Below are 20,715 nucleotides of genomic sequence, written 5' to 3'. Positions count from 1 at the left end.
ACAAAGACATAGAAAGTTCAAATATTAGACGAGGCGAATAGGGGGAGAGTTTCGTTAGTTGTAGGGGGTGTTGGATGAAGGACAATATCATGAGTGGGGTGCGGAGATTTGTCTTTTATTGGGGGCATGAATGACAAAATTGCGGGTTGGAAGTCTCAATAGCGACTGTACTGCACCAATATACACTACATTTTTACTTACAAAACGCATATACAGAAAAATTAAGTTTAGGCTGCTACTGAATTTTGGCGTTGATTTGAACAGGGTAAAAAATAAACGGAAGAATTCCGGTTAAGTTGGGAAATACCCATATTTCCCTTAAAATAGGGGAAGTTTTTCCGCTTATATTATCAAAATCCTTGGATTTTGTCTTATAAAGGGTAGTTAGCCGGAAATTCTCCGTCTATTTTCGCCTCTTTAGCTTCCCCAATATACATTAGCCGGAAATTCTCCGCTTATGAAATTCAAACCTACACAAAAACTGCTACGAAGACGGGGGAAATGGTTCCAACCCTCTAGCAAGGGAATGAACCCTTACTATTTATACTGTTTTTTAATGTCCTTAGCCTTACAATTTTGCGCCGCATTTTATAGTATTACAATATGGTTTACATTTTCCTGTGCAAATTGACGTTTTACTTGGGCAGTCCTTCGTTATAGGTTCGACGCTTTAAATGTATCCCCGCCTTCAATCGTCCCGTTTTCAAATCCTTTGTTAAACCAGCGTTTTCGCTGTTCCGAGGTTCCATGTGTGAAACTATCAGGAACCACATAGCCCTGGGCTTTTTTCTGAATGTTGTCGTCACCGACAGCTTTGGCTGCATTTAGCGCTTCTTCCAAGTCTCCCTTTTCCAGATAACCCTTCCCCTGTACATGATTAGCCCAAACACCGGCCAGATAGTCAGCTTGCAATTCGAACCTGACGGAGTAATCATTAGACCGCTTTTCAGCACCTGAAGCCTGGCCTCCTAAATTTAAGATGGTTTGGACATGGTGGCCTACCTCATGGGCAAGAACATAGGCCATCGCGAAGTCACCAGGGGCCTGGAATCGTTGTTTAAGTTCCTCATAAAAACTTAAGTCAATATAAAGCTTGTGGTCACCAGGACAATAAAACGGCCCTACTGCAGAACTGGCGGAACCGCATGCAGACTGAACACTGCCGCTGTATAAAACGAGCTTTGGATTTTCGTAATTCAGCCCGCGCTTTTTGAATTCCTCCGACCACACGTCCTCTGTATCGGCAAGAACAACGGAGACAAAGTCCGCCAGCTCGCGTTCCTGCGCCGATTCCTCGTAGGCTGTATTTGTACCTGTACCCTGTTCCGGTGGCGGGTAATTAACAACGTCATCAGGATTGCCACCGAGGAGGGTAAAGAGCAGGACAATTATAAGGCCGCCAATTCCGCCGCCAACTGCCGTTTTGCCACCCATCCCCATGCCTCTTCGGTCTTCAACATTTGCACTTTGCCGTCTGCCTTTCCATTTCATTTTTCCTTACCTCCCTTTCTATAAGCGTATTTTTACAATTACCATTTCTAGTGTGGATTACCCACAATACTGGGATTTAAAGAAAATGCAAAAAATAATGGCTGCCCCACTATTTCAAAAGGCGGCCCATTATTTAATTCCACTCCATCCCTGAACGCCTAATTTTGTGCTTTACTGTCACCTTAATATCCATTCCTTTATAAATTTCAGACCACTTCTTTTCGGTTTTCACTTCTTCATCCCAGTACGTACCATACTTGGCACGGATTCTCGCTCCCAATCCCAATACATCAGAGCCTTCTTTCTGAAATTTTTTAATCAGTTCCCGGCTGAGTTCCTCCCGTTTTTGATTTGCGGCTTGCTCAATTTGCTCAAGTTTATTAGCGCCTAAATGATTGGCGCTGACCTCTTCGTCAATGACTGCTTTTACTTTCACATAAATGTCCGCCTTTGGTTTTCCATTTTTCAAATTGACCTTAATATCAGATTTCCTTTTTTCCGCTTTCACAATATAGACACCTGATTCACCTTCCAAAGAGACAGCCAGCGGGTAACCGCCGCCATTATCTTTTTTCATGCCCATATACATGCCAACTTCAATCGGGGTAGTTCTTCCTACCATCTTTTGATTTCGGAAAAAGGCCAGTCCATCCACCAAGATACGGTCGTCCTCAATCACCTTAACTGCAGGCAGAATAGCATTGATTCCTTTATCTGATATATCAATCCAAAACTTTCCCAGATACTCTCTAGGAAGTTTCCCAAATCGAACTGCATGATTTAAGGTATCTGCTAAATAGAGGGATGGCACCGTCTCAAGCGGAGGGGCTGTTTGAATTACTTTACTGGCGTCGTGATCGTTGACCACCATCCAGGCTGTTCTTCTGACTTCATAATCTCGCCTTAGGAAATCATTTATCTCCGATAAACCATTTTTGGCAATCTCTTCAGATACTACAACAATTTGCAAATGCCCCAAGTAGAGCTTTTCAGCCAGCTGCTGCTGCAAATTGGCCATCGCATCCTTCATGGTGTGACCATAGGTTTTAAGAATCCAAGCATTCTTATCTGAACCTTCCCCGCCGCTGCCTTCAGGTCCCAATTTGATTTTTCCTGGGACCGCCACTTGGGCTGTCACCTTAAATAGCGTTTCTCTTTTTTCTAATGGAAACTGTCCAAGCAGATGAGACACTTGCGGTTCATCTTTTAAGTCCTTACTATCTGCCAGGTCAACAGCAAGTCCCAATATATTGGCGCGGTCCTCCAACTCGTACCGATCCCAGCAGCCTGTCAGGAGAAACGAGAATCCCAGAATCAAGACCAATAGGCCTTCCTTTTTCATAAAGATGCTCCTCCTTTTTTTCGTACCATTGCCACTGCCAAAAGAGCAACTGGATACAAGATCGTTAAAAAGAGACCCCCAAATGTGACAGACAATATGTAATTGTACATTTCATAAATATCTTCGGGTAACAATGCGATTATGCAAAAAGACAACAGCCAATAATCCGATAAACCCAATTATAACTCCTATCAAACTTGCAAAAGGGGCGCCCAACCCGGCACCTCTAACAACAAATCGGGGAAGGGCCAACATTGCTACCCCAAGATTTGTACTCACAACAATCATGGCCAGTTGTATGGGTGTTACGAGTTCCCTATCTTTATTCATCGTCACTCCTCCACCTCTTTTTACTTTGAAGGGCATTTGTTGGACCATTTTTTACACCTGGCTCAACCCTTCTGCTCTCTAGAGGGTGCAGTTGGGCAGGACGGTCTGTCAACCAGCGCAAAGGTGCCCGTATGACTGAATCCTTGAATCCTTGATAATTGCCGGGTGCGACAGGCGACATGTATGGCACTCCAAATGAGCGTAACGACAGCATATGGTTAATAACAAAGATCAGCCCTGTGGCAAGCCCCAACAACCCAAAAGCCCCAGATAGAATAATTAACGGAAATCGCAGCATTCGAAAGGATGTCGCTGCATTGTAAGATGGAGTCGCAAAGGAGCCGATTGTCGACATGGCGATAATGACCACTGTAATGGGACTTACAAACCCTGCCATTACCGCAGCCTGGCCGATGACCAGAACACCAACAATCGATAAAGCACCCCCTACCTGCTGCGGCATCCGGACCGTTGCCTCTCTTAAAATCTCCATTGCCACTTCCATAAGGAAGACCTCTATCACAACCGGAAATGGAACTCCTGCCCGTCCGCTTGACGCGGCCACTACAAATTTTGCTGGAATCATTTCCGGATGATACGACAATACCGTGATATAAAAAGAGGAAAAAGTTAAGGAGAAGATTAATGAAAGGAACCGAATCATCCGAATGATCGAGGTAATCATAAAACGTTCATTGTAATCTTCACTTGTATGATAGAACTGATTAAAAACGGAGGGGACAATTAAGGCGTAAGGGGAGCCCCCCACTAGAATCGCCACCCTGCCCTCCAAGATATTTCCGAAGGCTTTATCGGGACGTTCCGTACTTTGTACTTGCGGAAACGGAGACCTCGGATTATCCTCAATAAATTGCTCCACATAACCGGCATCAAGAACCCGGTCAATTTCAATATCACTGATTCGCCGCTTAACCTCTTCCACCAATTCTGAATTAGCGACATTCTCCAAATAACAGATCGCCAGCTTTGTTTTTGTTTTCCAGCCTGCTTCCATCGCCTCCACTCGAAATTCAGGTACGGGAAGCCGGTATCTTAGCAGTGAAATATTAGTATGTATTTGCTCAATAAACCCATCTCTTGGACCTCGTACCACCCGTTCTGTTTCCGGCTGTTGAATCCCCCGCTTTTCAGGTTTGAATGTGTCCAAAATAACGGCTTGTTCTTCTCCATCAACCAACAACACGGTTTTTCCCTGCAGGAGCGCATCCAACACCGGCTTTCTTTCAGTTGCGGTCTGGCAGCTGCAATCATACAGAACCTCTTCAAGAAGCCACTCCAGACCTGAGTGAGTGTCAGGCATAATCAATACCTGCAAGGGATGAATGATATCCCGATTAACTACCTCCTTATCAGCCAAACTGCTGATAAAGATAACCGCAGCGGAAATTCTTCCGCCAATATGGAATCTTCTTGATGAAAAGTCAGTATCCTTCGCAAAAACGTTTTGGATAGCCAGAAGATTATCGTCCAGCCATTTAGTTAATGGGCAAGACTCGATCTCGATAGATGATCGTAATTCTTTCGGTTTCCTTTTTTTCCAAAATGGCATAAGATCGCTCCTTTCTGGTCACTGATAACGTACAATAATCTTAGTATGGATAGGTAAATCTTTCACATACACAAAAATAAAGATGGATACCGTTATGAGGCATCCACCTTTCCTATTGGCAAAGTATTTGTCGCAAAAAAGGCCTTCCACCCATTTAAGATGAAAGACCTTTGATAAATCTCACTTTAAGTTTTTAACTCCGGTTTCGAGTATTTCCATTTGCAGCACTGTTTGTTCGTCTGTTATGGTTTTATCTTTGCCATTGATAATGGCTTCATATAAATCATCATATACTCTTCCATAATCACCATTTACGGATTTCACTTTTTCTTCATGGATTGTACCTTCTTCATCCATATATGTTAGTACTCCGTAATGATTGATTGTATCGATACCAAAATCTTTGTTATCAGGCATGTAAAATAACTTTAAATGCTCTTCTTGACGATCTTTGGTTTCTTTCACAAAGCATCCCTTTTTGCCATAAACGACGAAGCTTGGTCTTTCTTTAAGTCTAAAATAACTCGATTTAACAGATACCTTTAACTCTCCATAATATAAATCTAAATCGAAATAATCATTCATTCTTCCTTGCCCTAATAATTGCCTTACATCATAATGGATATGATCCGGCTTGCCAAAATAGCTGATAACCTGATCCAGCGTATGTGTGCCATGTCCATATAAAAATGAACCGGCAGGATCAAAAGAATGAACAGATTCTGGAACTTCAGGACGGAAATAGTCATAATGCATTTCCACTTCCAGCAAGTCCCCCAGTTTCCCTTCTTCGATGACCTTTTGAACGGTTAAAAAGTCACTATCAAAACGTCGGTTTTGATATGGCTGGATAAGTAATCCTTTCTCTTTTGCCAGTGCGAATATATCCCTTGCCTGCTCTGAGGTTTCCATAAAAGGCTTTTCAACCAAACAGTGCTTATTGTGTTCTAATACTGATTTTGCGTATTCATAATGACTGTCATGTCGTGTGCAAACCACTATGAGTTGTATGTCCTTGTCATTTAATAGTTCATCTAAATCAGAAGTATACGTAACTCCCGGTATCCGATCCCAGCTTTCACGCTTAGGATTTCTTTGATAAATGGTTTTAACCTTTATATTCTCTCTTTGAAGTACAAATGGCAGATGATATCTGTTCGTGCTTTTTCCATTTCCTATATATCCAATAGTAAGCATATTGCAAGCCCCCTACACTATTTTTATTTAGTATCTTCTGTTAATCCCTGTGCTTTTTACATATGTATAGGAAAAGCACCTCCTTAAATTGATAAGTTTATCATATCAGGAGGTGCTGCGTTATTTTATTTTATTACATTAGGTTGATTAAGTGGAATACGACACCAACCACGAACAATCCTAGAATCAAAATGATTGGGGAAACTTTCTTCTTAAGCAGCCACATGCTAAGAAGGGTTAACAGCAATCCAGCAAAACCAGGAATTAAGCTGTCCAAGTTGCCTTGTAACGTTGTTACTTTAACAGGTTCTAATGAAAGACCACTAGCTTGCTGTTGTAATGCTGTTTTAATTCCTTCCGCCCCGGCAGGTAACTTATCCCACTCTATATAAGCACCTTTGGAAAGTTTAACTTCGGATACAACTGGCGTAAATCTTACTGATACCCATCGGTTTACTAATGAACCAAGGATGAACATACCCAAGATGGATGCACCCTTTGTAATATCTTGGAGTAATCCGCCAGATATGTCTTCGGTAATTTTAGAACCAGCTTTGTAACCAAATTCTTGTGTATACCATGTGAAGCCCATACGAATGAGGTTCCATAGTACGAAGAAAATAATCGGTCCAAGGATGTTACCGGTTAAAGCAAGAGAAGCGCCTAATGCACCAAGAATCGGTCTAACCGTAAACCAGAAAACGGGATCCCCGATACCTGCTAAAGGTCCCATCATCCCGACTTTAACCCCTTGAATGGCTGTATCGTCAACCGGCTTACCATTTGCACGTTCTTCTTCAAGCGCTAAAGTTACACCAATAATTGGTGAAGCTACATATGGGTGAGTATTAAAGAACTCTAAGTGACGTTTTAGTGCTGCAGCACGATCTTCTTTTGATTTATATAATTTTTTGATGGCGGGAATCATTGTATATGCCCAGCCGCCGTTTTGCATACGTTCATAGTTCCAAGAACCTTGAATGAAAGTGGAACGCCACCAAACAGAAATACGATCTTTTCTTGATAATCTCAAACCTTGTTCCATCTTTTCGTCCTCCTCCTTCTTAGTAATTATCAATTATGTCGCCTAGTGGATCACCGGTATTACCGTTTCCGCCATTACCTGAACCGCCTTGTTTAGAAAGCGCTAAATAGATAAGTGCAAGAGCCACACCGATAGCACCTAGACCGATAAGGGTGATTTGTGAAATACATGCTAATACAAAACCAATTACGAAGAATGGCCATACTTCTTTTGTAGCCATCATGTTAATAACCATTGCATAACCAACAGCTACGACCATTCCCCCACCGATTGCTAAACCTTCTGTCAACCAAGTTGGCATAGATGTGAGTAATTCTCTAACCGGACCTGCACCAATAGCTAAAATTAATACAGCAGGAATGGCAATACGTAACCCTTGCATACAGATAGCAACGATTTGCCAGAATTCAACTTTTCTGATATTTCCCTCTTGAGCTGCAGCATCCATAAAGTGTACGATGGCTGTTGCAAGTGTACGAACGATGATTGTTAATAAAAGACCAGCAACTGCAAGTGGAACAGCGATCGCAATGGCAGAAGCCACGCCTTCTTTACCTTGTCCACCTAAAACTAAAATAATGGCAGATGCAACTGAGGCTAACGCAGCATCCGGTGCTACGGCTGCTCCAATGTTTGCCCAACCTAACGCGATCAGTTGAAGAGTACCACCTAAGATAAGACATGGTACTAAATTTCCTGTAACTAAGCCAATTAACGTACATGCAACAAGTGGTTGGTGGAATTGGAATTCATCCAAAATTCCTTCCATACCAGCTAAAAATGCTACGATAAAGACTAATATTATTTGAATCACATTCAAATCCATGTTATTAATCCTCCGTTTTCTCTGGATTTATTTTTGTTTGTTTAACTCTTCTTGAGCCTTCTTGATAATTTCGGCCATATCACCTTTTGAATCGTTCGGAACTTTACGTACATCAAAGTTCAACCCAAGTTCTTTTAACTTTTTAAAAGTATCAATATCAGCTTGGCTAAAGGCCAACACTTTATTTGGTTGAACTTTACCAGGTGAGTGCGCCATCGAACCAACGTTGATTGTCTTAAGTGGAACGCCACCCTCAACCGCTCTAAGCGCATCTTGCGGATTTTCGAACAGAAGCAACGCGCGCTGGCCGCCGAAGTGCTGATCATCTTTTGCAAGTTCAATCATTTTACTGATCGGAACAACGTGTGCCTTCACCCCTGGAGGAGCAGCTTGTTGGATCAATTTCTTACGAAGATCATCCTTAGCTACTGCATCAGATACAACGATGATACGTGTTGGCTGTGTAGTTTTTGTCCAAGCAGTCGCTACCTGTCCGTGAAGTAAACGAGAGTCGATACGTGCTAACACGTATTCAAATTTACCAGGGGCACCTGCATTTCTTGTTGGTTGAGTAGAAGGTGCGGCTGTTACTGCCGGTTCTAATTCTTCAGGTTTTACTTTAACTCCTTCTTTAGCTGTGCCCAGAATTTGGGCGGCAATTTCATGTGCTGTGTTCATTGAAAAGCGGGCTGCAAAAGCTTCAATTAACATCGGCAAGTTCATACCAGCAACGATTGCCCATTTGTCTTCGTGTCCTTCAAACAAGCTGTTCGCTTGGTTGAATGGAGTGCCACCCCAAAGATCGACTAAGAATAATACTTCGTCTTGGTTTTCGAAAGAGGCAATTGCTTCTTGCATTTTTGCCTTTACATCATCAGGTCCTTCGCTCGGCATCAATGTAACAGCTTTTACATTTTCCTGTTTTCCAAAGATCATCTCTCCAGATTGCAAGATACCAGTGGCAAATTCACCGTGACTAGCAATGATAATTCCTACCATCTTCTTACCTCCTATTATTAGTATTTTTCAGCTCATCCTAAAGCGATTACAGTTTTAACAACAATAAAAAAGGCATGAGCAAAAAGTCGATTATATGAAGATTTGGGTATAGATTGCCCCTAATTCTTCATATTAATCATTACTTTTCACTCATGCCTGATCGAATCAGTAACACGTAAAAATAATGGCTATTTTAATTTATTGTGCAAACACCTGTAAGTGTTAAAGGTCTATGTTTGCTGTATCACTTATTGAGCTTCCGAAAGAGAGTATAACACACTAAATATTCTTTTTACAAGGGAAAATTTTAATTTAAATTATTTTTTATTTTTACCCTTTAAGCTGCGTTTGATAACATCAACGAAACTTAATGATTGGACCATATGCTTCGGGTCAACGTATTCACGAATAACACGCAAAACTTTTTTTGGATCTTTAGAAGAAAATGTATACGTCCCATTTCGCTTAGTTCGGATAGCATAACGGGGGATCCATTTCCCTTTGAACATGACAGAAGCGATTACGTAATCCACTTCTTCCCAAGGGATTTGAACAAACTTTCGAACATCACGACTATTGAAGAATTCAAATCCATTGTCTCCAATCATGATTTTACCATATTCAGCAATTCCCATATGGGAGGTTGCATCTATAACTAAATCAACTTTTGTATTGAGTGATTGTACCATTTGATGTACTCCATTTCTTTTAATAACATTATTATACGCATTTTTTTACTTTAAGCAAAAAAGACTTGGGACAATTTCAAGAACGTTTATCACAATGTTACCCCAGAAATGAAAAAGAAGCTTCCCACAAGTTTGCTCAACTCATGAGAAGACGTACACATTCAATCCCTTCTCTCTTGTCAATCCTCAAAATTTCTATAAAATGTCCAAAGGCATTTTTCTAGTCGGTTGCGGGAATACTTCATCAAGTCTATTTAAATCCTCTTTTGTTAATTCAATAATAGCAGCTTCCGCATTTCCTAGTACATGTTCTTCTTGAACAGCTTTTGGAATAGCTAGACAATTGTTAGAACGGATTGTCCAAGCAAGAGCGATTTGCAAGGGTTGTACAGCGTATTTTTCTGCAATCTGTAAAATGGTTGGATCCGTTAACAGTTGTCTTCTTAAAGAACCTCCTTGAGCTAGTGGGCTATATGCCATAATAGGCATGTGATGTTCTCGCTGCCATGGTAAGAGATCATACTCTATACCCCTTGAACCAAGATGATATAATACTTGATTAATCATACAATTTTTTCCGTTAGTGTTGTTCCATAACTCTTTCATATCATCGGTATCAAAATTGGAGACTCCCCACCTTACTATTTTCCCTTCCATGCGTAGCTTTTCCATTCCCTCAATGGTTTCTGCTAATGGGACACGTCCTCGCCAGTGTAAAAGGTACAAATCAAGATGATAGGTTCCCAGCCTTTTTAGACTGTTTTCACACGCTTTGGCAATCATATCTAATCCTGCATGATGAGGATACACCTTTGATACTAAAAAGACGTCATCTCTACGTCCTTTAATTGCTTCACCTACTAAGCGTTCAGAATCGCCATCACCATACATTTCCGCCGTATCTATAAGTTTCATGCCTAATTCTATTCCGAGTTGTAAAGCTTTGATTTCCCTTTCTCTCATTTGAGGATTTTCTCCCATGTACCAAGTTCCTTGTCCTATTCTTGGCATAGAAGTTCCATCAGGTAATGTAACTACACGACTTTCAAGGGAATTTCTTATTTTTGTTAATTTATTTTCGTCCTGTACACTCATTAAAAATCACCACTTCCTTTTGTATCTTTTTATGTACCTAATAACAAAAAAGGCGGCAATACTCTTTTGCAGTATTGCCACCAGTAAATTACTTAATTCTTAACTTATTTCTATTTTAGTTAGAACCGCTGCTTGGCAGGATGATAAGCTTCCGTTCAACATCCATTTAGGCCATTATACTAGGCGGGCTCCACCATCAATAAGAACAGCCGTACCAGTAGTAAAACCATTTTTAGCAAGGTATACATAGGTTTCAGCTATGTCTTCCGGCTTCGCAATCCGTCCAACAGGGAGCTGTTGTGCAATGCCGTTGAACAGTGCTTGCCTCTGATCATCTGACATTCCAGCATAGATTGGAGTGTCTACAATTCCAGGTGAAACCACGTTTACCCTAATAGGGGCTAGGTCTACGGAAAGTCCTCGAACCAATCCTTCAATGGCTGAATTGATTGCCGCTAACGTAGTAGCGCCTTGAGGAGGACGAACGCCATATACACCAGAAGTTAAGGTGATTGAGCTCTCATTGTTTAAATATGGAAGTGCTGAACGGACGGTAATATATTGCCCCCAGAACTTACTATCAAACGCCTCTTTAGCACTTGCCACAGGCAATTCGCTAAAGTGCCCCATTGCGCCTTCTCCTGCTGTTACCACAAGGTGGTCAAATTTTCCAACCTTGCTGAAAAATTCTGCTACTTTTTCTTCGCTTCGAAAATCGATTTCATTTCCTTCTACATTGCCACCAAGAACTTGTTTTGCTTCATTTAATTTGGAAACAGAACGGCTGGCAATGATCACTTTAGCTGATTGATCGAGAAACGCTTTGGCAGTAGCTAAACCAATACCAGAAGTCCCTCCTAGAACTACTACTCGTTTACCATTTAATGACATAGTAAAACCCCTTTCTTATTAAAACCTTTTTTGTATTGAAACTCATTGTGAAATATTAATTTCTAAAACTTATACTATTGAGTACTTACGCTATTATTCAGCTAATAATTTTAAGGATTCACGATTAAAGGCAGGAATGTCATCCGGAAAACGGCTTGTTACAATATTATTGCTTACCACAACTTCTTCATCTTTGTAGTTAGCACCTGCATTTTTGAGATCATTCCTTATTGATTTGAAACCTGTTATATCGACGCCTTTTAATAGGTCTGTATCAATTAATACTTGTGGGCCATGGCAAATGGCAAAAACAGGTTTACCTTCTTGTATAAATGCTTTTGCGAATTCACCAAAACGGTCGTCTTCACGTAATAAATCGGGAGAGAAGCCGCCAGGGATTAATAAAGCATCAAAGTCTTGAGGATTAACTTCCCCAATTCCTTTATCTATTTTTACCGCTTCACCTTTTTTACCAGTAATTTCTTTTCCAGCCTGTATGTCGATTGTGATCACTTGATGACCAGCATCTTTAAATGCTTGTGCTGGTCCTGTGAATTCTACATCTTCAAATAAGTCTGTTATTAGTGTAGCGATTTTTTTGCTCATTATAATAAGCCCCCTTCTAATTGTAAAAGCATTGTTGGTATTATTCACATTTATCCTTTTTACCTTTCGCTTTTTGTAATTTCTGCCAGAAGCTCGTATGAATGCAGGCGCGCTTTGTGCTCGTAAACTTGGGCAATGGCCATGAGTTCATCTGCCTGGCTCTCCTCCAAAAATGTATGCAGCTTGTCCTTTACAGTCTGCTGGCTCCCAACAATCGATGAGCCTAATTGCTGCTCGAGAGCCTTTAATTGGTAGCTGCTGGCCACTTCGGATATGTCATCTACCGGTGGTTGAAGCGGTGTAAGGTTGCCACTCATCAGATTCAAAAATTGCTGCTGTATTGTTGTAAAAAGGCGCTTTGCCTCTTTATCCGTTTCTGCTGTAATGATATTCAATGCCACCATCGCATACGGCTTATCGAGAACATTCGAAGGCTTAAACGCCTTACGATAGATCTGTAGAGCACCCAGAGTGTTAAGTGGCGAGAAATGGGCGGCAAACGCGAATGGCAAACCCCGTTCTCCGGCCAACTGCGCACTGAAGCCGCTTGAACCCAGTAGCCAGACTGGAATATTCAAACCTTCACCTGGAATCGCTTTTATAGGGTTCCCTTGTGCCAGGGATGGATCGAAGTAACCGCGGAGTTCCGCTAATTGCTCAGGAAAGTCATCTCCGGTACTTCCCAAGTCGCGTCTCAATGCACGAGCGGTCCCCTGATCTGTACCGGGTGCCCGCCCCAGACCAAGGTCAATTCGCCCAGGATATAATGATTCAAGAGTCCCAAACTGCTCAGCGATGACGAGCGGTGCGTGATTCGGCAGCATGATTCCTCCTGAACCAATCCTGATTTTTGATGTACCGGCTGCCACATGGGACATCACCACAGAAGTGGCGGAACTGGCGATAAACGGCATATTATGATGTTCTGCGAGCCAAAAACGGTTGTAACCAAGTTTTTCAGCAAGCTGTGCGAGTTCCAATGTATGGCGGAAAGAGTCAGCAGGAGTACTTCCGGCTGTTATCGGTGAAAGATCAAGCACCGAGAATGGAATTTCGTTTAGTTTATTTCCATGTTTAGACATAAGTTCATCTTCTTCCCTTATCTAATTTTTTTAAAAACTAACCTAATACTGGAATTTCATGAGTCGGAAAGTAAGGCAACACAAACTCTCCAAGCTCCTGGATGACTTCCTCGGGAGGGCGCTTTGAAAAATACAATACAAATGCTAGGTGATTGACACCAATGGATTGAAATTGATATAGAATTTCTAATAACTGTCTGCGCCCTACACGAAATCCTAACGGAATCGGAACAGGAAATGAATCGGGATTTTCCGATAAATCGATAAATAGAGTCTGAGTGAAAGGTTTAAACACTCCTGGGGAGTGAATTTCCGACAACTCGCGATACTCGTTAATCAATTGAGTTTGTTGTGGGATAATCCTCGGGTACTGGATCCAGCCGTCCCCATTCTGGGCGATCCATTCAATTGATTGATTGCTGAATCCTGTCACCATGGTCGGAATCGAAGAAAAAGGTTTGGGGATCATTCTCATATCCGTTCCATCGATGATGCCTAAATCGCTGTTGATTGTCGGATTGTCCTCCTTTAACACCCGTTCAAGGAATGTATAATTCTTTTTAAACAGCCCTCCACTTTCGAGCTTGGATATTCCCAAAGCTGTGAAATCTTTATCCCGGTCTCCTGAAGCAACTCCCATGATCAGGCGTTCGGGAAACAACCGGTCAATAGATGATGCTTCCTTTGCCACTCGGACAGGATGGCGCAGAGGGAGGACCACACTCGCCGTTCCAAGTGCAATATCCTTGGTATGGGCCGCAAGATAGGTCAAATAAATCCATACATCATACATTTGACCATTATCATCAATATTCAAATTCTGAATCGTAACGTCCCGAAGCCACAATGCCGCGAAACCATGGTCTTCAATTTTGCGGGCAAGCGACAGCTGATTTTCCATAATCGGATATTTGGACATCCTTGCCGTCGGAATCGCGAAACCAAGCGTCATTTTATCCTGTTGGTACAACCTGTTAAATGCTCGATGCTGTAATAAACTCACTTCAATTCTCCTTAAATTTTTGTACCAATGTATTTTTCGAACTTTTTAATCGTCTCCTCATTACGGCGATAATACGTCCATTGTCCGATTCTCTTCATTTCAACCAGTCCGCTTTGCAGCAGAATCGATAAATACTGTGAAGTAGTGGATTGCGAAATCCCGGCCTTGCTTCGGATATCCCCTACGCAAACCCCGCCTTCAAATCCTTCATCAGCAATAATATGGGCCTGCGGTGAAAAATGGCTGCAAGGATCTTTTAACATTTGAAGAATGCTCACCCTTGTCTGGTTCGACAATGCCTTAAAAATTTCAACGGCTTGTTCATCATTTAAGCGTTCCAATTCCTGCTTCAATGTCATTTGCCTCTTTCTATATCGATTATCACTATCCCAATGGAAGCTGGATAGATGATCTGAAAGCATCACGCCAAATCGGTAATTCGCGATATTAATATATTAGCCATCTGGTCTGTCCAAATCAAACGATTTGTTTCGAAGGAGATACGGCGAAAAGCTCCCATCTTAAAAAAGACAACTAAAAAACCTGCATATTACAGGTTTTTCCGACGGTTCCGCCACTCCATCTTTTGGAACTTATTCCATTATTTTTAGCTTATACACTTCTCTAGTTGATACAAGGTCTGCAATATTGTTCCTGTATTCCTGATAATGAGCCGACTGAATATGGTGTTCCAGTGCTTCCTCATCCTTCCACACTTCATATAAAACAAAAGTTTGGTCTTCAGATTGGTGCAAGTCATAGTTTATACAACCCGCCTCTTCCCTTGAAGCCGATTGTACCTTTTTGAGTTCTGATAATAGTTGCCCCTGCAGGCCTTCTTTTGGTTTTAATACAGCAGTAATTACAATATGCTCCATTTTCATCCCCCTTAATAATGAGTAGTTTGTCTTTCTTTTAAAAGTTGGTGGCAGTGGAGTTAATGTCCTCCCAGCATCGTGTAAAAAATATACCCTTTTTAATCTCTTATCCGCTTCAATTAAGAAAACTTTTAACTGTTTACTCTTAACTTTTTTAGTATGACCAAAAAGTTGAGGCTTGTTTTCGATTGAATTTGATTGATATTCAACTAAAAGACCACCTAGTGAAACTATATAAATATCGTAACACGGTTCATATTGAATCAGGGTTAATTTTTGGTGTATTTTTCTTACATTTGGATAGCCAAAATCCTACGGAATTTATTCCGTAGGATTTCGATTATATGAAAATTCAGGGCGGAAATGTAGAATTAGCTTAATGCTTTTACTAAAGCTTCTCCAAATTCTTTAGCGCCATCCGGACCATCACCAGTGATAATATCATCATGAGCAACAACATGTTTTTCAACATATGTTACTTTATTCGCTTTTAATTGGTCTTTTTGTACATCTACAGGATAGCAAGTTGCTTCTCTTCCAGTAAGTAAACCTGTTTTAGCTACAGTAACCGCACCTGCACAAATTCCTGTTACAAGAACTTTATTCGTATGCGCTTGTTTCAAGTAGTCTTGTAATTCTTTATTTCCCCATAGATGATCGTTCGTACCAGATCCACCAATAACAGATACAACATCATAGTCAGAAGCAAAAACGTCTGAGAAAATGACCTCAGCAGTTGCTCTACCTTCATAATCCCCTATGATTTCACCTGTTTTTGTACTTGCAATTGTCACATCAATTCCGTTGCTTTCCAATTCCGCTTTGGGTTGAAATAATTCGTCTTCATTGAAACGTTCTGGTGGTATAATTAAAAGTGCTTTTTTTCTCATTTGTAGTTCCTCCTCATTAATGAAAAAGATTTGCCGGTAAGACGACCATTTCATTCTACTGCTTGTTTTCTTCACTGTGAAGAATGCACTTTTTTGTAAGGAGGTTACCGACAGGTTACAATTGATACAAATAAGGAGGTAAGAATTTATGCCAGATACATTTAGAGATGAAGTTAAAGAAAAGATCATAAATGGGGATTATAATTGTGAAAAAGAACTTACCTTATCAATTATAAGTGGTAAATGGAAAATTGTTATTTTATGGCACTTGGGGGTAGAAGGACCACATCGATTCAGTGATCTCCAAAGGCTTTTTCCAAAAATATCTCATAAAATATTAACGAATCAATTAAGAGAACTGATGGAAGATGGAATAGTTCATCGCGAGGTTTATCCAGAAGTTCCACCGAAAGTGGAATATTCCATGACTGAATTAGGGATGACTTTACTTCCTATCGTTGAAATGATGTATGAATGGGGAAAAAATCGGATAGCAGAAATCATAAAAGAAATGGATATTTCGGAATTAAACAATTAAGCATAAGCTTACATTTACAATGTTGCTTTACAAAACCTATTAGAATAGAGTAGGCGCATGAAAAATTTCATGCGCCTCTCACAGAACCGTACGTGCGGGTCATCGGATTTTTCCATCTTGTCATTGAAAGATGAGGTAGTTCACCCTCCCAATTCCTCTTTCTGAGCTCCCTGTGGAGCTTTCTTATTTTTCTCCAGCTTCTTATAGGTAACCCCATCCAACATGGTTACAGCCACCTGTTCCGAGATTTGCCTTCAGGTCTCTGCACGAAATCTCACAATACTCGCACACCTGTCAGCTATACATTTCCGCCACAACGGCATGTTAGGGACTTCCACCCATTAGAGCGAGGCGCTGCCAAGCACACAAAGGAAACCGCCTCAGTGAAGAAAACTATACTTTAAAATTTATTTCGTTTCCCCTACCTTATTTTATTAGGATAGAATAATCTTTTCTTTTTCATACTAAAAGGAAGAATTACCATTACACTTTTTCTAAAGTGAACAAATGGCAGTTTATATCAGTGAGGGATGTTTATGTTTTGGAAAAAGGGTATAAGAGTTGCTAATGATAATAGTGACACACAACAACCTGTGCAAAGGAAGATATCACTAGACTCTCTAAAACAGGTTTTAGACAATATGGACGATGTAGAGATAATCGAACGCACTACACTTAACGATCAAAAAGTTGTCTTAATCTATTTAAGAACCTTAATTGACCAGGATCGTTTGAATGAATCGATAATAGAGCCTGTTATCCAATGTCCACATGCCATGATTTACGAAAGCATAGCCACACCTAAAGTAATGAAGATCCAATTACTTGAAGAGGCACAGAAATTACTCCTCACCGGTGCTGTACTTCTGAATGATTGTATCCAAGAACAATGGTTGGTCATTCCTCTTCCTAACGAATTAAGTAGGGGGATTGAAACCTCTGAAACTGAAACAATTTTATACGGTGCAAAAGATAGTTTCACTGAACAATTAGAACCAAATATCACCCTCATACGCAGAAGACTTCCTATTACTGAATTAAAAACAGAGAAATATAAAGTAGGTTCATTAAGTGAAACAACGGTTGTCCTAATGTACATAGACGGGTTAACCAATCCTGAATTTATATCAATAGCAAGAAAGAAAATCTCTGAAATTAACTTTGATTTATTTTTCGATTCATCCCAGGTAGCGGCATTTATGGAGGAACATCAACACAGTATTTTTCCACAATTCCAGCAAACTGACCGCCCAGATGTTTGTGCTTATTCCTTAGGGCTCGGTAAATTAACTATCTTGGTAGAGAACACACCGTTTGTATTAATTGCACCAATCACCTTTTTTCACCTTTTCCAATCACCTGAGGATTATATTAATCGTTGGCCGGTTGCAAGTTTTTTAAGAGCTATTCGATATTTAAGCTTTTTTCTGTCCGTCACACTGATACCATTTTATGTTGCACTATCAACCCACCATTATCAAATGATTCCCTTACAAATACTATTTGTTTTAGTGGAATCTAGAAGTAAACTACCTTTTACACCATTTTGGGAAGCATTACTGATGTTAACTATTCTTGAAATCATAAAAGAAGCGAGTTTACGGATGCCCACCAAATCAAGTCAAACCTTAGGGGTGATTGGTGGTATAGTTATCGGTCAAGCAGCGGTTCAAGCGGGTTTTGCGAGCAAAGTATTAATTGTATTAGTTTGTATTTCAACCATCTCCTCATTTTTAGTACCAAACTATTTGATGACGAAGGCAAATACACTCATTCAATTTGGTTTTCTACTCCTTTCATCCTTTTTTGGTGTTTTTGGCATTGCCATGGGAGCTGTTGTTATTTTGGCACATCTAAATGGTCTTACTTTCTTAAAACAACCCTATTTTTCACCAATCGCTCCATTTTACTGGAAGGACTGGATCGATCTCTTTATTAGAGGGCCTTTAACAAACATGAAATCCCGTCCAGATCATTTACACCCTTTACAGAAATGGAGATACAAACGAAGGATGTGATTCAAAGTTGACCACATTTTCCTTATTTGATAAATCATCTAAAATGGACGGAATCTATGTCTTTTTCATCGTCAACCGTTTCCAAATGCTTTACCTATTTTTTTTAATGCCTACCTACTTATTACACCCGTTTATGATTTGGGGCATTGTTGCAATGGCAATCTTTTCCCAACTCAATATAAGGCTGTTATGCAAATGGCTAGAATCAAATTATGCTAAAAAGGGATATCAAGGCTTTGTAGAGCTTTTTGGTGTTCGAATGGTAAGGCTATTAACTTTTATAGGCCTTATATTGATACTAATCAAAATAACGGTGATCACACTCGGATACTTAGAAGTCATTCATGATTTTATTTTCCCATCAATGAATTTAAATTGGATTATTTTTTTGATTCTTCTTACGAGCTCCTATGTTGCTTCACTAGGAATGAAGAATACCATACGGTTTGTGGTAATTGTTTTTTTATGTGTTTTTTGGATTATTTTTTTATATTATCCCTTTTTTATTCCACCAATCGCTGCATTACATGATTTGTATCCCTTGATACCAACAAATTGGACAACTGATTCATGGAAGGGATTGTTACTCATTTGGTCTTCATATTCAGGACCAGAGTATTTAATCTGTTTAATTCCTTGGATCAAACCACAACAAAAAATGCGTAAATATTTAACCTATGCGAATGCTCTTTCTACTTCAGAGTATTTGCTATTGTTTATTGCGAGTTTGTTCTTTTTCGGTTCAAATTATTTAAGTAAAAGTAAATACCCTATTATACATATGATTCGATACTTACAATCTCCCATGTTTGAACGACTGGATATTATCCTGATTTCACTACATATGTTTTTATTGGTGTTTGCTATATCAATTTTCTTGTTATGTATATATGGGGCTACAAGAATCATCCTAAAAAAAACAAGTACCCAACCTTCACGTATGGGTTTTACTGTCACTTGTATTATGTTATTTCTCTGCTTTGTGATTGTAAATAATTGGATTTGGTCCATTGAAACAGAACAGAATATTCTCCTGAATATTCAAATTTGGTTAAGTGGAATAACTTACTTTATGGTCCCAACATTCTTGCTCCTATTGACAAAGCTAAAAGGGCGTGTAAAAGCATGAGACGAAAGAAAATGCTTTTAGTTTGGGGAATCTTTGTTTCATTAGTCATGATTCCAGGATGTGCCCCATTTGTTGAGAACAACACAATTGAAGATATTGCCCCTGTCACTTTTTGGTCAATTAGTAAAGGCCAAAAAGGAAAAATAAAAATGAGTACATTAGTCCCGCCATTAGTAAATGAGCCAAAAAGCTTATTAACACTAGAAGTTGATCTCCTTAAACAGGGAGGAAAAGACTTTAATTTAAGATATTATCGTGAATTGAAGGTTGGACAACTCCGTATGTTTTTAATTCATGAGGAATTAGCGAAACAAGGGATTATTCAGTTGATTAACACGCTATTGACAGACTATGATATTTCGCAACGGATGTATTTAGTAATCGTTAAAGGTAATTTTGACGAATATATTAACAGACAAGCAAAGAAGCAAAAAAACCTTGATTATTACCTGTATCGGATGCTAAGACACTATGAAAGGAAAAAACAAGGTGAAATGACCATTGTCAATTTGCATGAATATAAAAATAAGCTGTTTTCACCATTTTCAGATCCCGTTCTTCCTGTTTTCAAAGTAGCGAAAGATAACTTTACTTACGAGGGGACTGCTTTTTTCAGCAATGATAAATTAATAGAAACGGTCACAAGTACCGAAGATCAAATATTTCAACTTCTTGACAACGATCACTATTTGAAGTTTTTTCCAATACCCAAATTAGATGTGGTTATTGGACACCTACGCTCAAGAGTAAATGTGGATTTAGATAAAAATCTTTCCCTAGTTACAATAAACGTGCAATTAAATGGAAGAATTGAGGAATATCAAGGTAATAAAAATATCCTCAACGGAAATGAACTGAAGCAGCTTCATAAGGAAATTGAAACTGAATTAGAAATGAGAACTACAAACCTCATAAAAAAAATGCAAGAGCTGAAGGTGGATCCTCTTCAAATCGGGACACATACCCTTAGCCCCTTTTCCAAACCCATCAGCGAAGAGGTATGGTTAGCCGCTTGGGGAAAAATGAAAATAAAAGTTAATTATCAGCTTTATTTTGAGGCATTACAAAATACTAAAAATAATTATTAAATTATCAC

Annotated in this window: 21 protein-coding genes; 4 read left to right on the top strand and 17 right to left on the bottom strand. The window is 39.8% G+C overall.

Features of this window, described 5'->3' with window-relative positions; all coding sequences use genetic code 11:
- Positions 1–654 precede the first annotated feature (654 nt).
- The 17 genes from ypfJ to ACZ43M_RS01895 form a co-directional block, all read right to left on the bottom strand.
- The gene (gene ypfJ, locus ACZ43M_RS01975) at positions 655–1,491 is read right to left on the bottom strand and encodes a KPN_02809 family neutral zinc metallopeptidase (protein ID WP_464505816.1); all 837 of its coding nucleotides are present in this window, start codon (positions 1,489–1,491) and stop codon (positions 655–657) included.
- A gap of 133 nt (positions 1,492–1,624) precedes the next feature.
- Positions 1,625–2,833 carry a Ger(x)C family spore germination protein gene (locus ACZ43M_RS01970; RefSeq protein ID WP_464505815.1) on the bottom strand — a complete coding sequence of 403 codons (1,209 nt, stop codon included), beginning with the start codon at positions 2,831–2,833 and terminating at the stop codon, positions 1,625–1,627.
- Between the two features lie 111 nt (positions 2,834–2,944).
- Positions 2,945–3,163: a hypothetical protein gene (locus ACZ43M_RS01965; protein ID WP_464505814.1), complete on the bottom strand. Its 219-nt coding sequence runs from the start codon at positions 3,161–3,163 to the stop codon at positions 2,945–2,947.
- Positions 3,156–4,733, bottom strand: coding sequence for a spore germination protein (locus tag ACZ43M_RS01960; protein ID WP_464505813.1), 1,578 nt, complete (start codon positions 4,731–4,733; stop codon positions 3,156–3,158). Before ACZ43M_RS01960 ends, ACZ43M_RS01965 begins: the two co-directional genes overlap by 8 nt.
- A 180-nt stretch (positions 4,734–4,913) precedes the next feature.
- The gene (locus tag ACZ43M_RS01955) at positions 4,914–5,930 is read right to left on the bottom strand and encodes an oxidoreductase (protein WP_464505812.1); all 1,017 of its coding nucleotides are present in this window, start codon (positions 5,928–5,930) and stop codon (positions 4,914–4,916) included.
- Between the two features lie 133 nt (positions 5,931–6,063).
- Positions 6,064–6,975, bottom strand: a complete 912-nt coding sequence (locus ACZ43M_RS01950; RefSeq protein WP_464505811.1) for a PTS system mannose/fructose/sorbose family transporter subunit IID — start codon at positions 6,973–6,975, stop codon at positions 6,064–6,066.
- Between the two features lie 19 nt (positions 6,976–6,994).
- Complete coding sequence (locus ACZ43M_RS01945; RefSeq protein ID WP_464505810.1) at positions 6,995–7,801, bottom strand: PTS mannose/fructose/sorbose transporter subunit IIC; 807 nt, start codon at positions 7,799–7,801, stop codon at positions 6,995–6,997.
- A 27-nt stretch (positions 7,802–7,828) separates the two neighbouring features.
- Positions 7,829–8,800 (bottom strand): mannose/fructose/sorbose PTS transporter subunit IIA, encoded by a 972-nt coding sequence (locus ACZ43M_RS01940; protein WP_464505809.1) that lies wholly within the window; start codon positions 8,798–8,800, stop codon positions 7,829–7,831.
- Between the two features lie 317 nt (positions 8,801–9,117).
- Positions 9,118–9,489 carry a DUF956 family protein gene (locus ACZ43M_RS01935; protein WP_464505808.1) on the bottom strand — a complete coding sequence of 124 codons (372 nt, stop codon included), beginning with the start codon at positions 9,487–9,489 and terminating at the stop codon, positions 9,118–9,120.
- Positions 9,490–9,684: 195 nt separating this feature from the next.
- The gene (locus ACZ43M_RS01930) at positions 9,685–10,584 is read right to left on the bottom strand and encodes an aldo/keto reductase (RefSeq protein WP_464505807.1); all 900 of its coding nucleotides are present in this window, start codon (positions 10,582–10,584) and stop codon (positions 9,685–9,687) included.
- A 174-nt stretch (positions 10,585–10,758) separates the two neighbouring features.
- Positions 10,759–11,475, bottom strand: coding sequence for an SDR family oxidoreductase (locus ACZ43M_RS01925; RefSeq protein ID WP_464505806.1), 717 nt, complete (start codon positions 11,473–11,475; stop codon positions 10,759–10,761).
- Positions 11,476–11,568: 93 nt separating this feature from the next.
- Positions 11,569–12,081, bottom strand: a complete 513-nt coding sequence (locus ACZ43M_RS01920) for a type 1 glutamine amidotransferase domain-containing protein (RefSeq protein ID WP_464505805.1) — start codon at positions 12,079–12,081, stop codon at positions 11,569–11,571.
- 59 nt (positions 12,082–12,140) lie between these two features.
- Complete coding sequence (locus tag ACZ43M_RS01915) at positions 12,141–13,163, bottom strand: LLM class flavin-dependent oxidoreductase (protein ID WP_464505804.1); 1,023 nt, start codon at positions 13,161–13,163, stop codon at positions 12,141–12,143.
- Positions 13,164–13,200: 37 nt separating this feature from the next.
- The gene (locus tag ACZ43M_RS01910; RefSeq protein ID WP_464505803.1) at positions 13,201–14,166 is read right to left on the bottom strand and encodes a TIGR03571 family LLM class oxidoreductase; all 966 of its coding nucleotides are present in this window, start codon (positions 14,164–14,166) and stop codon (positions 13,201–13,203) included.
- 11 nt (positions 14,167–14,177) lie between these two features.
- On the bottom strand, positions 14,178–14,525 hold the full coding sequence (locus ACZ43M_RS01905; protein ID WP_464505802.1) for an ArsR/SmtB family transcription factor: 348 nt from the start codon (positions 14,523–14,525) through the stop codon (positions 14,178–14,180).
- Positions 14,526–14,759: 234 nt separating this feature from the next.
- Positions 14,760–15,044 carry a putative quinol monooxygenase gene (locus ACZ43M_RS01900; protein ID WP_464505801.1) on the bottom strand — a complete coding sequence of 95 codons (285 nt, stop codon included), beginning with the start codon at positions 15,042–15,044 and terminating at the stop codon, positions 14,760–14,762.
- A 371-nt stretch (positions 15,045–15,415) separates the two neighbouring features.
- The gene (locus tag ACZ43M_RS01895; RefSeq protein ID WP_464505800.1) at positions 15,416–15,934 is read right to left on the bottom strand and encodes a DJ-1/PfpI family protein; all 519 of its coding nucleotides are present in this window, start codon (positions 15,932–15,934) and stop codon (positions 15,416–15,418) included.
- A gap of 148 nt (positions 15,935–16,082) precedes the next feature.
- Here ACZ43M_RS01895 and ACZ43M_RS01890 point away from each other — a divergent pair, with 148 nt between their 5' ends.
- The 4 genes from ACZ43M_RS01890 (at position 16,083) to ACZ43M_RS01875 (ending at position 20,707) form a co-directional block, all read left to right on the top strand.
- Entirely contained in the window at positions 16,083–16,472 is a 390-nt protein-coding gene (locus tag ACZ43M_RS01890; RefSeq protein ID WP_031537027.1) for a winged helix-turn-helix transcriptional regulator, read from the top strand.
- 536 nt (positions 16,473–17,008) lie between these two features.
- Positions 17,009–18,490 carry a spore germination protein gene (locus ACZ43M_RS01885; RefSeq protein WP_464505799.1) on the top strand — a complete coding sequence of 494 codons (1,482 nt, stop codon included), beginning with the start codon at positions 17,009–17,011 and terminating at the stop codon, positions 18,488–18,490.
- Positions 18,491–18,497: 7 nt separating this feature from the next.
- Positions 18,498–19,619: a GerAB/ArcD/ProY family transporter gene (locus ACZ43M_RS01880; protein ID WP_464505798.1), complete on the top strand. Its 1,122-nt coding sequence runs from the start codon at positions 18,498–18,500 to the stop codon at positions 19,617–19,619.
- Complete coding sequence (locus ACZ43M_RS01875; protein ID WP_464505797.1) at positions 19,616–20,707, top strand: Ger(x)C family spore germination protein; 1,092 nt, start codon at positions 19,616–19,618, stop codon at positions 20,705–20,707. Before ACZ43M_RS01880 ends, ACZ43M_RS01875 begins: the two co-directional genes overlap by 4 nt.
- The last annotated feature ends 8 nt before the right edge of the window (positions 20,708–20,715 follow it).

The organism is Neobacillus sp. B24, from assembly GCF_055381825.1.
This window is presented reverse-complemented; position numbering and strand designations above follow the sequence as displayed.

What these genes read in the sequence shown, in the direction of transcription:
- ACZ43M_RS01930 (WP_464505807.1), bottom strand. Translation starts at nt 10,584, where the DNA reads ATGAGTGTACAGGACGAAAATAAATTAACAAAAATAAGAAATTCCCTT.
- ACZ43M_RS01890 (WP_031537027.1), top strand. Translation starts at nt 16,083, where the DNA reads ATGCCAGATACATTTAGAGATGAAGTTAAAGAAAAGATCATAAATGGG.
- ACZ43M_RS01895 (WP_464505800.1), bottom strand. Translation starts at nt 15,934, where the DNA reads ATGAGAAAAAAAGCACTTTTAATTATACCACCAGAACGTTTCAATGAA.
- ACZ43M_RS01935 (WP_464505808.1), bottom strand. Translation starts at nt 9,489, where the DNA reads ATGGTACAATCACTCAATACAAAAGTTGATTTAGTTATAGATGCAACC.
- ACZ43M_RS01960 (WP_464505813.1), bottom strand. Translation starts at nt 4,733, where the DNA reads ATGCCATTTTGGAAAAAAAGGAAACCGAAAGAATTACGATCATCTATC.
- ACZ43M_RS01920 (WP_464505805.1), bottom strand. Translation starts at nt 12,081, where the DNA reads ATGAGCAAAAAAATCGCTACACTAATAACAGACTTATTTGAAGATGTA.
- ACZ43M_RS01915 (WP_464505804.1), bottom strand. Translation starts at nt 13,163, where the DNA reads ATGTCTAAACATGGAAATAAACTAAACGAAATTCCATTCTCGGTGCTT.
- ACZ43M_RS01885 (WP_464505799.1), top strand. Translation starts at nt 17,009, where the DNA reads ATGTTTTGGAAAAAGGGTATAAGAGTTGCTAATGATAATAGTGACACA.
- ACZ43M_RS01955 (WP_464505812.1), bottom strand. Translation starts at nt 5,930, where the DNA reads ATGCTTACTATTGGATATATAGGAAATGGAAAAAGCACGAACAGATAT.
- ACZ43M_RS01925 (WP_464505806.1), bottom strand. Translation starts at nt 11,475, where the DNA reads ATGTCATTAAATGGTAAACGAGTAGTAGTTCTAGGAGGGACTTCTGGT.
- ACZ43M_RS01970 (WP_464505815.1), bottom strand. Translation starts at nt 2,833, where the DNA reads ATGAAAAAGGAAGGCCTATTGGTCTTGATTCTGGGATTCTCGTTTCTC.
- ACZ43M_RS01905 (WP_464505802.1), bottom strand. Translation starts at nt 14,525, where the DNA reads ATGACATTGAAGCAGGAATTGGAACGCTTAAATGATGAACAAGCCGTT.
- ACZ43M_RS01875 (WP_464505797.1), top strand. Translation starts at nt 19,616, where the DNA reads ATGAGACGAAAGAAAATGCTTTTAGTTTGGGGAATCTTTGTTTCATTA.
- ACZ43M_RS01950 (WP_464505811.1), bottom strand. Translation starts at nt 6,975, where the DNA reads ATGGAACAAGGTTTGAGATTATCAAGAAAAGATCGTATTTCTGTTTGG.
- ACZ43M_RS01900 (WP_464505801.1), bottom strand. Translation starts at nt 15,044, where the DNA reads ATGGAGCATATTGTAATTACTGCTGTATTAAAACCAAAAGAAGGCCTG.
- ACZ43M_RS01940 (WP_464505809.1), bottom strand. Translation starts at nt 8,800, where the DNA reads ATGGTAGGAATTATCATTGCTAGTCACGGTGAATTTGCCACTGGTATC.
- ypfJ (WP_464505816.1), bottom strand. Translation starts at nt 1,491, where the DNA reads ATGAAATGGAAAGGCAGACGGCAAAGTGCAAATGTTGAAGACCGAAGA.
- ACZ43M_RS01945 (WP_464505810.1), bottom strand. Translation starts at nt 7,801, where the DNA reads ATGGATTTGAATGTGATTCAAATAATATTAGTCTTTATCGTAGCATTT.
- ACZ43M_RS01965 (WP_464505814.1), bottom strand. Translation starts at nt 3,163, where the DNA reads ATGAATAAAGATAGGGAACTCGTAACACCCATACAACTGGCCATGATT.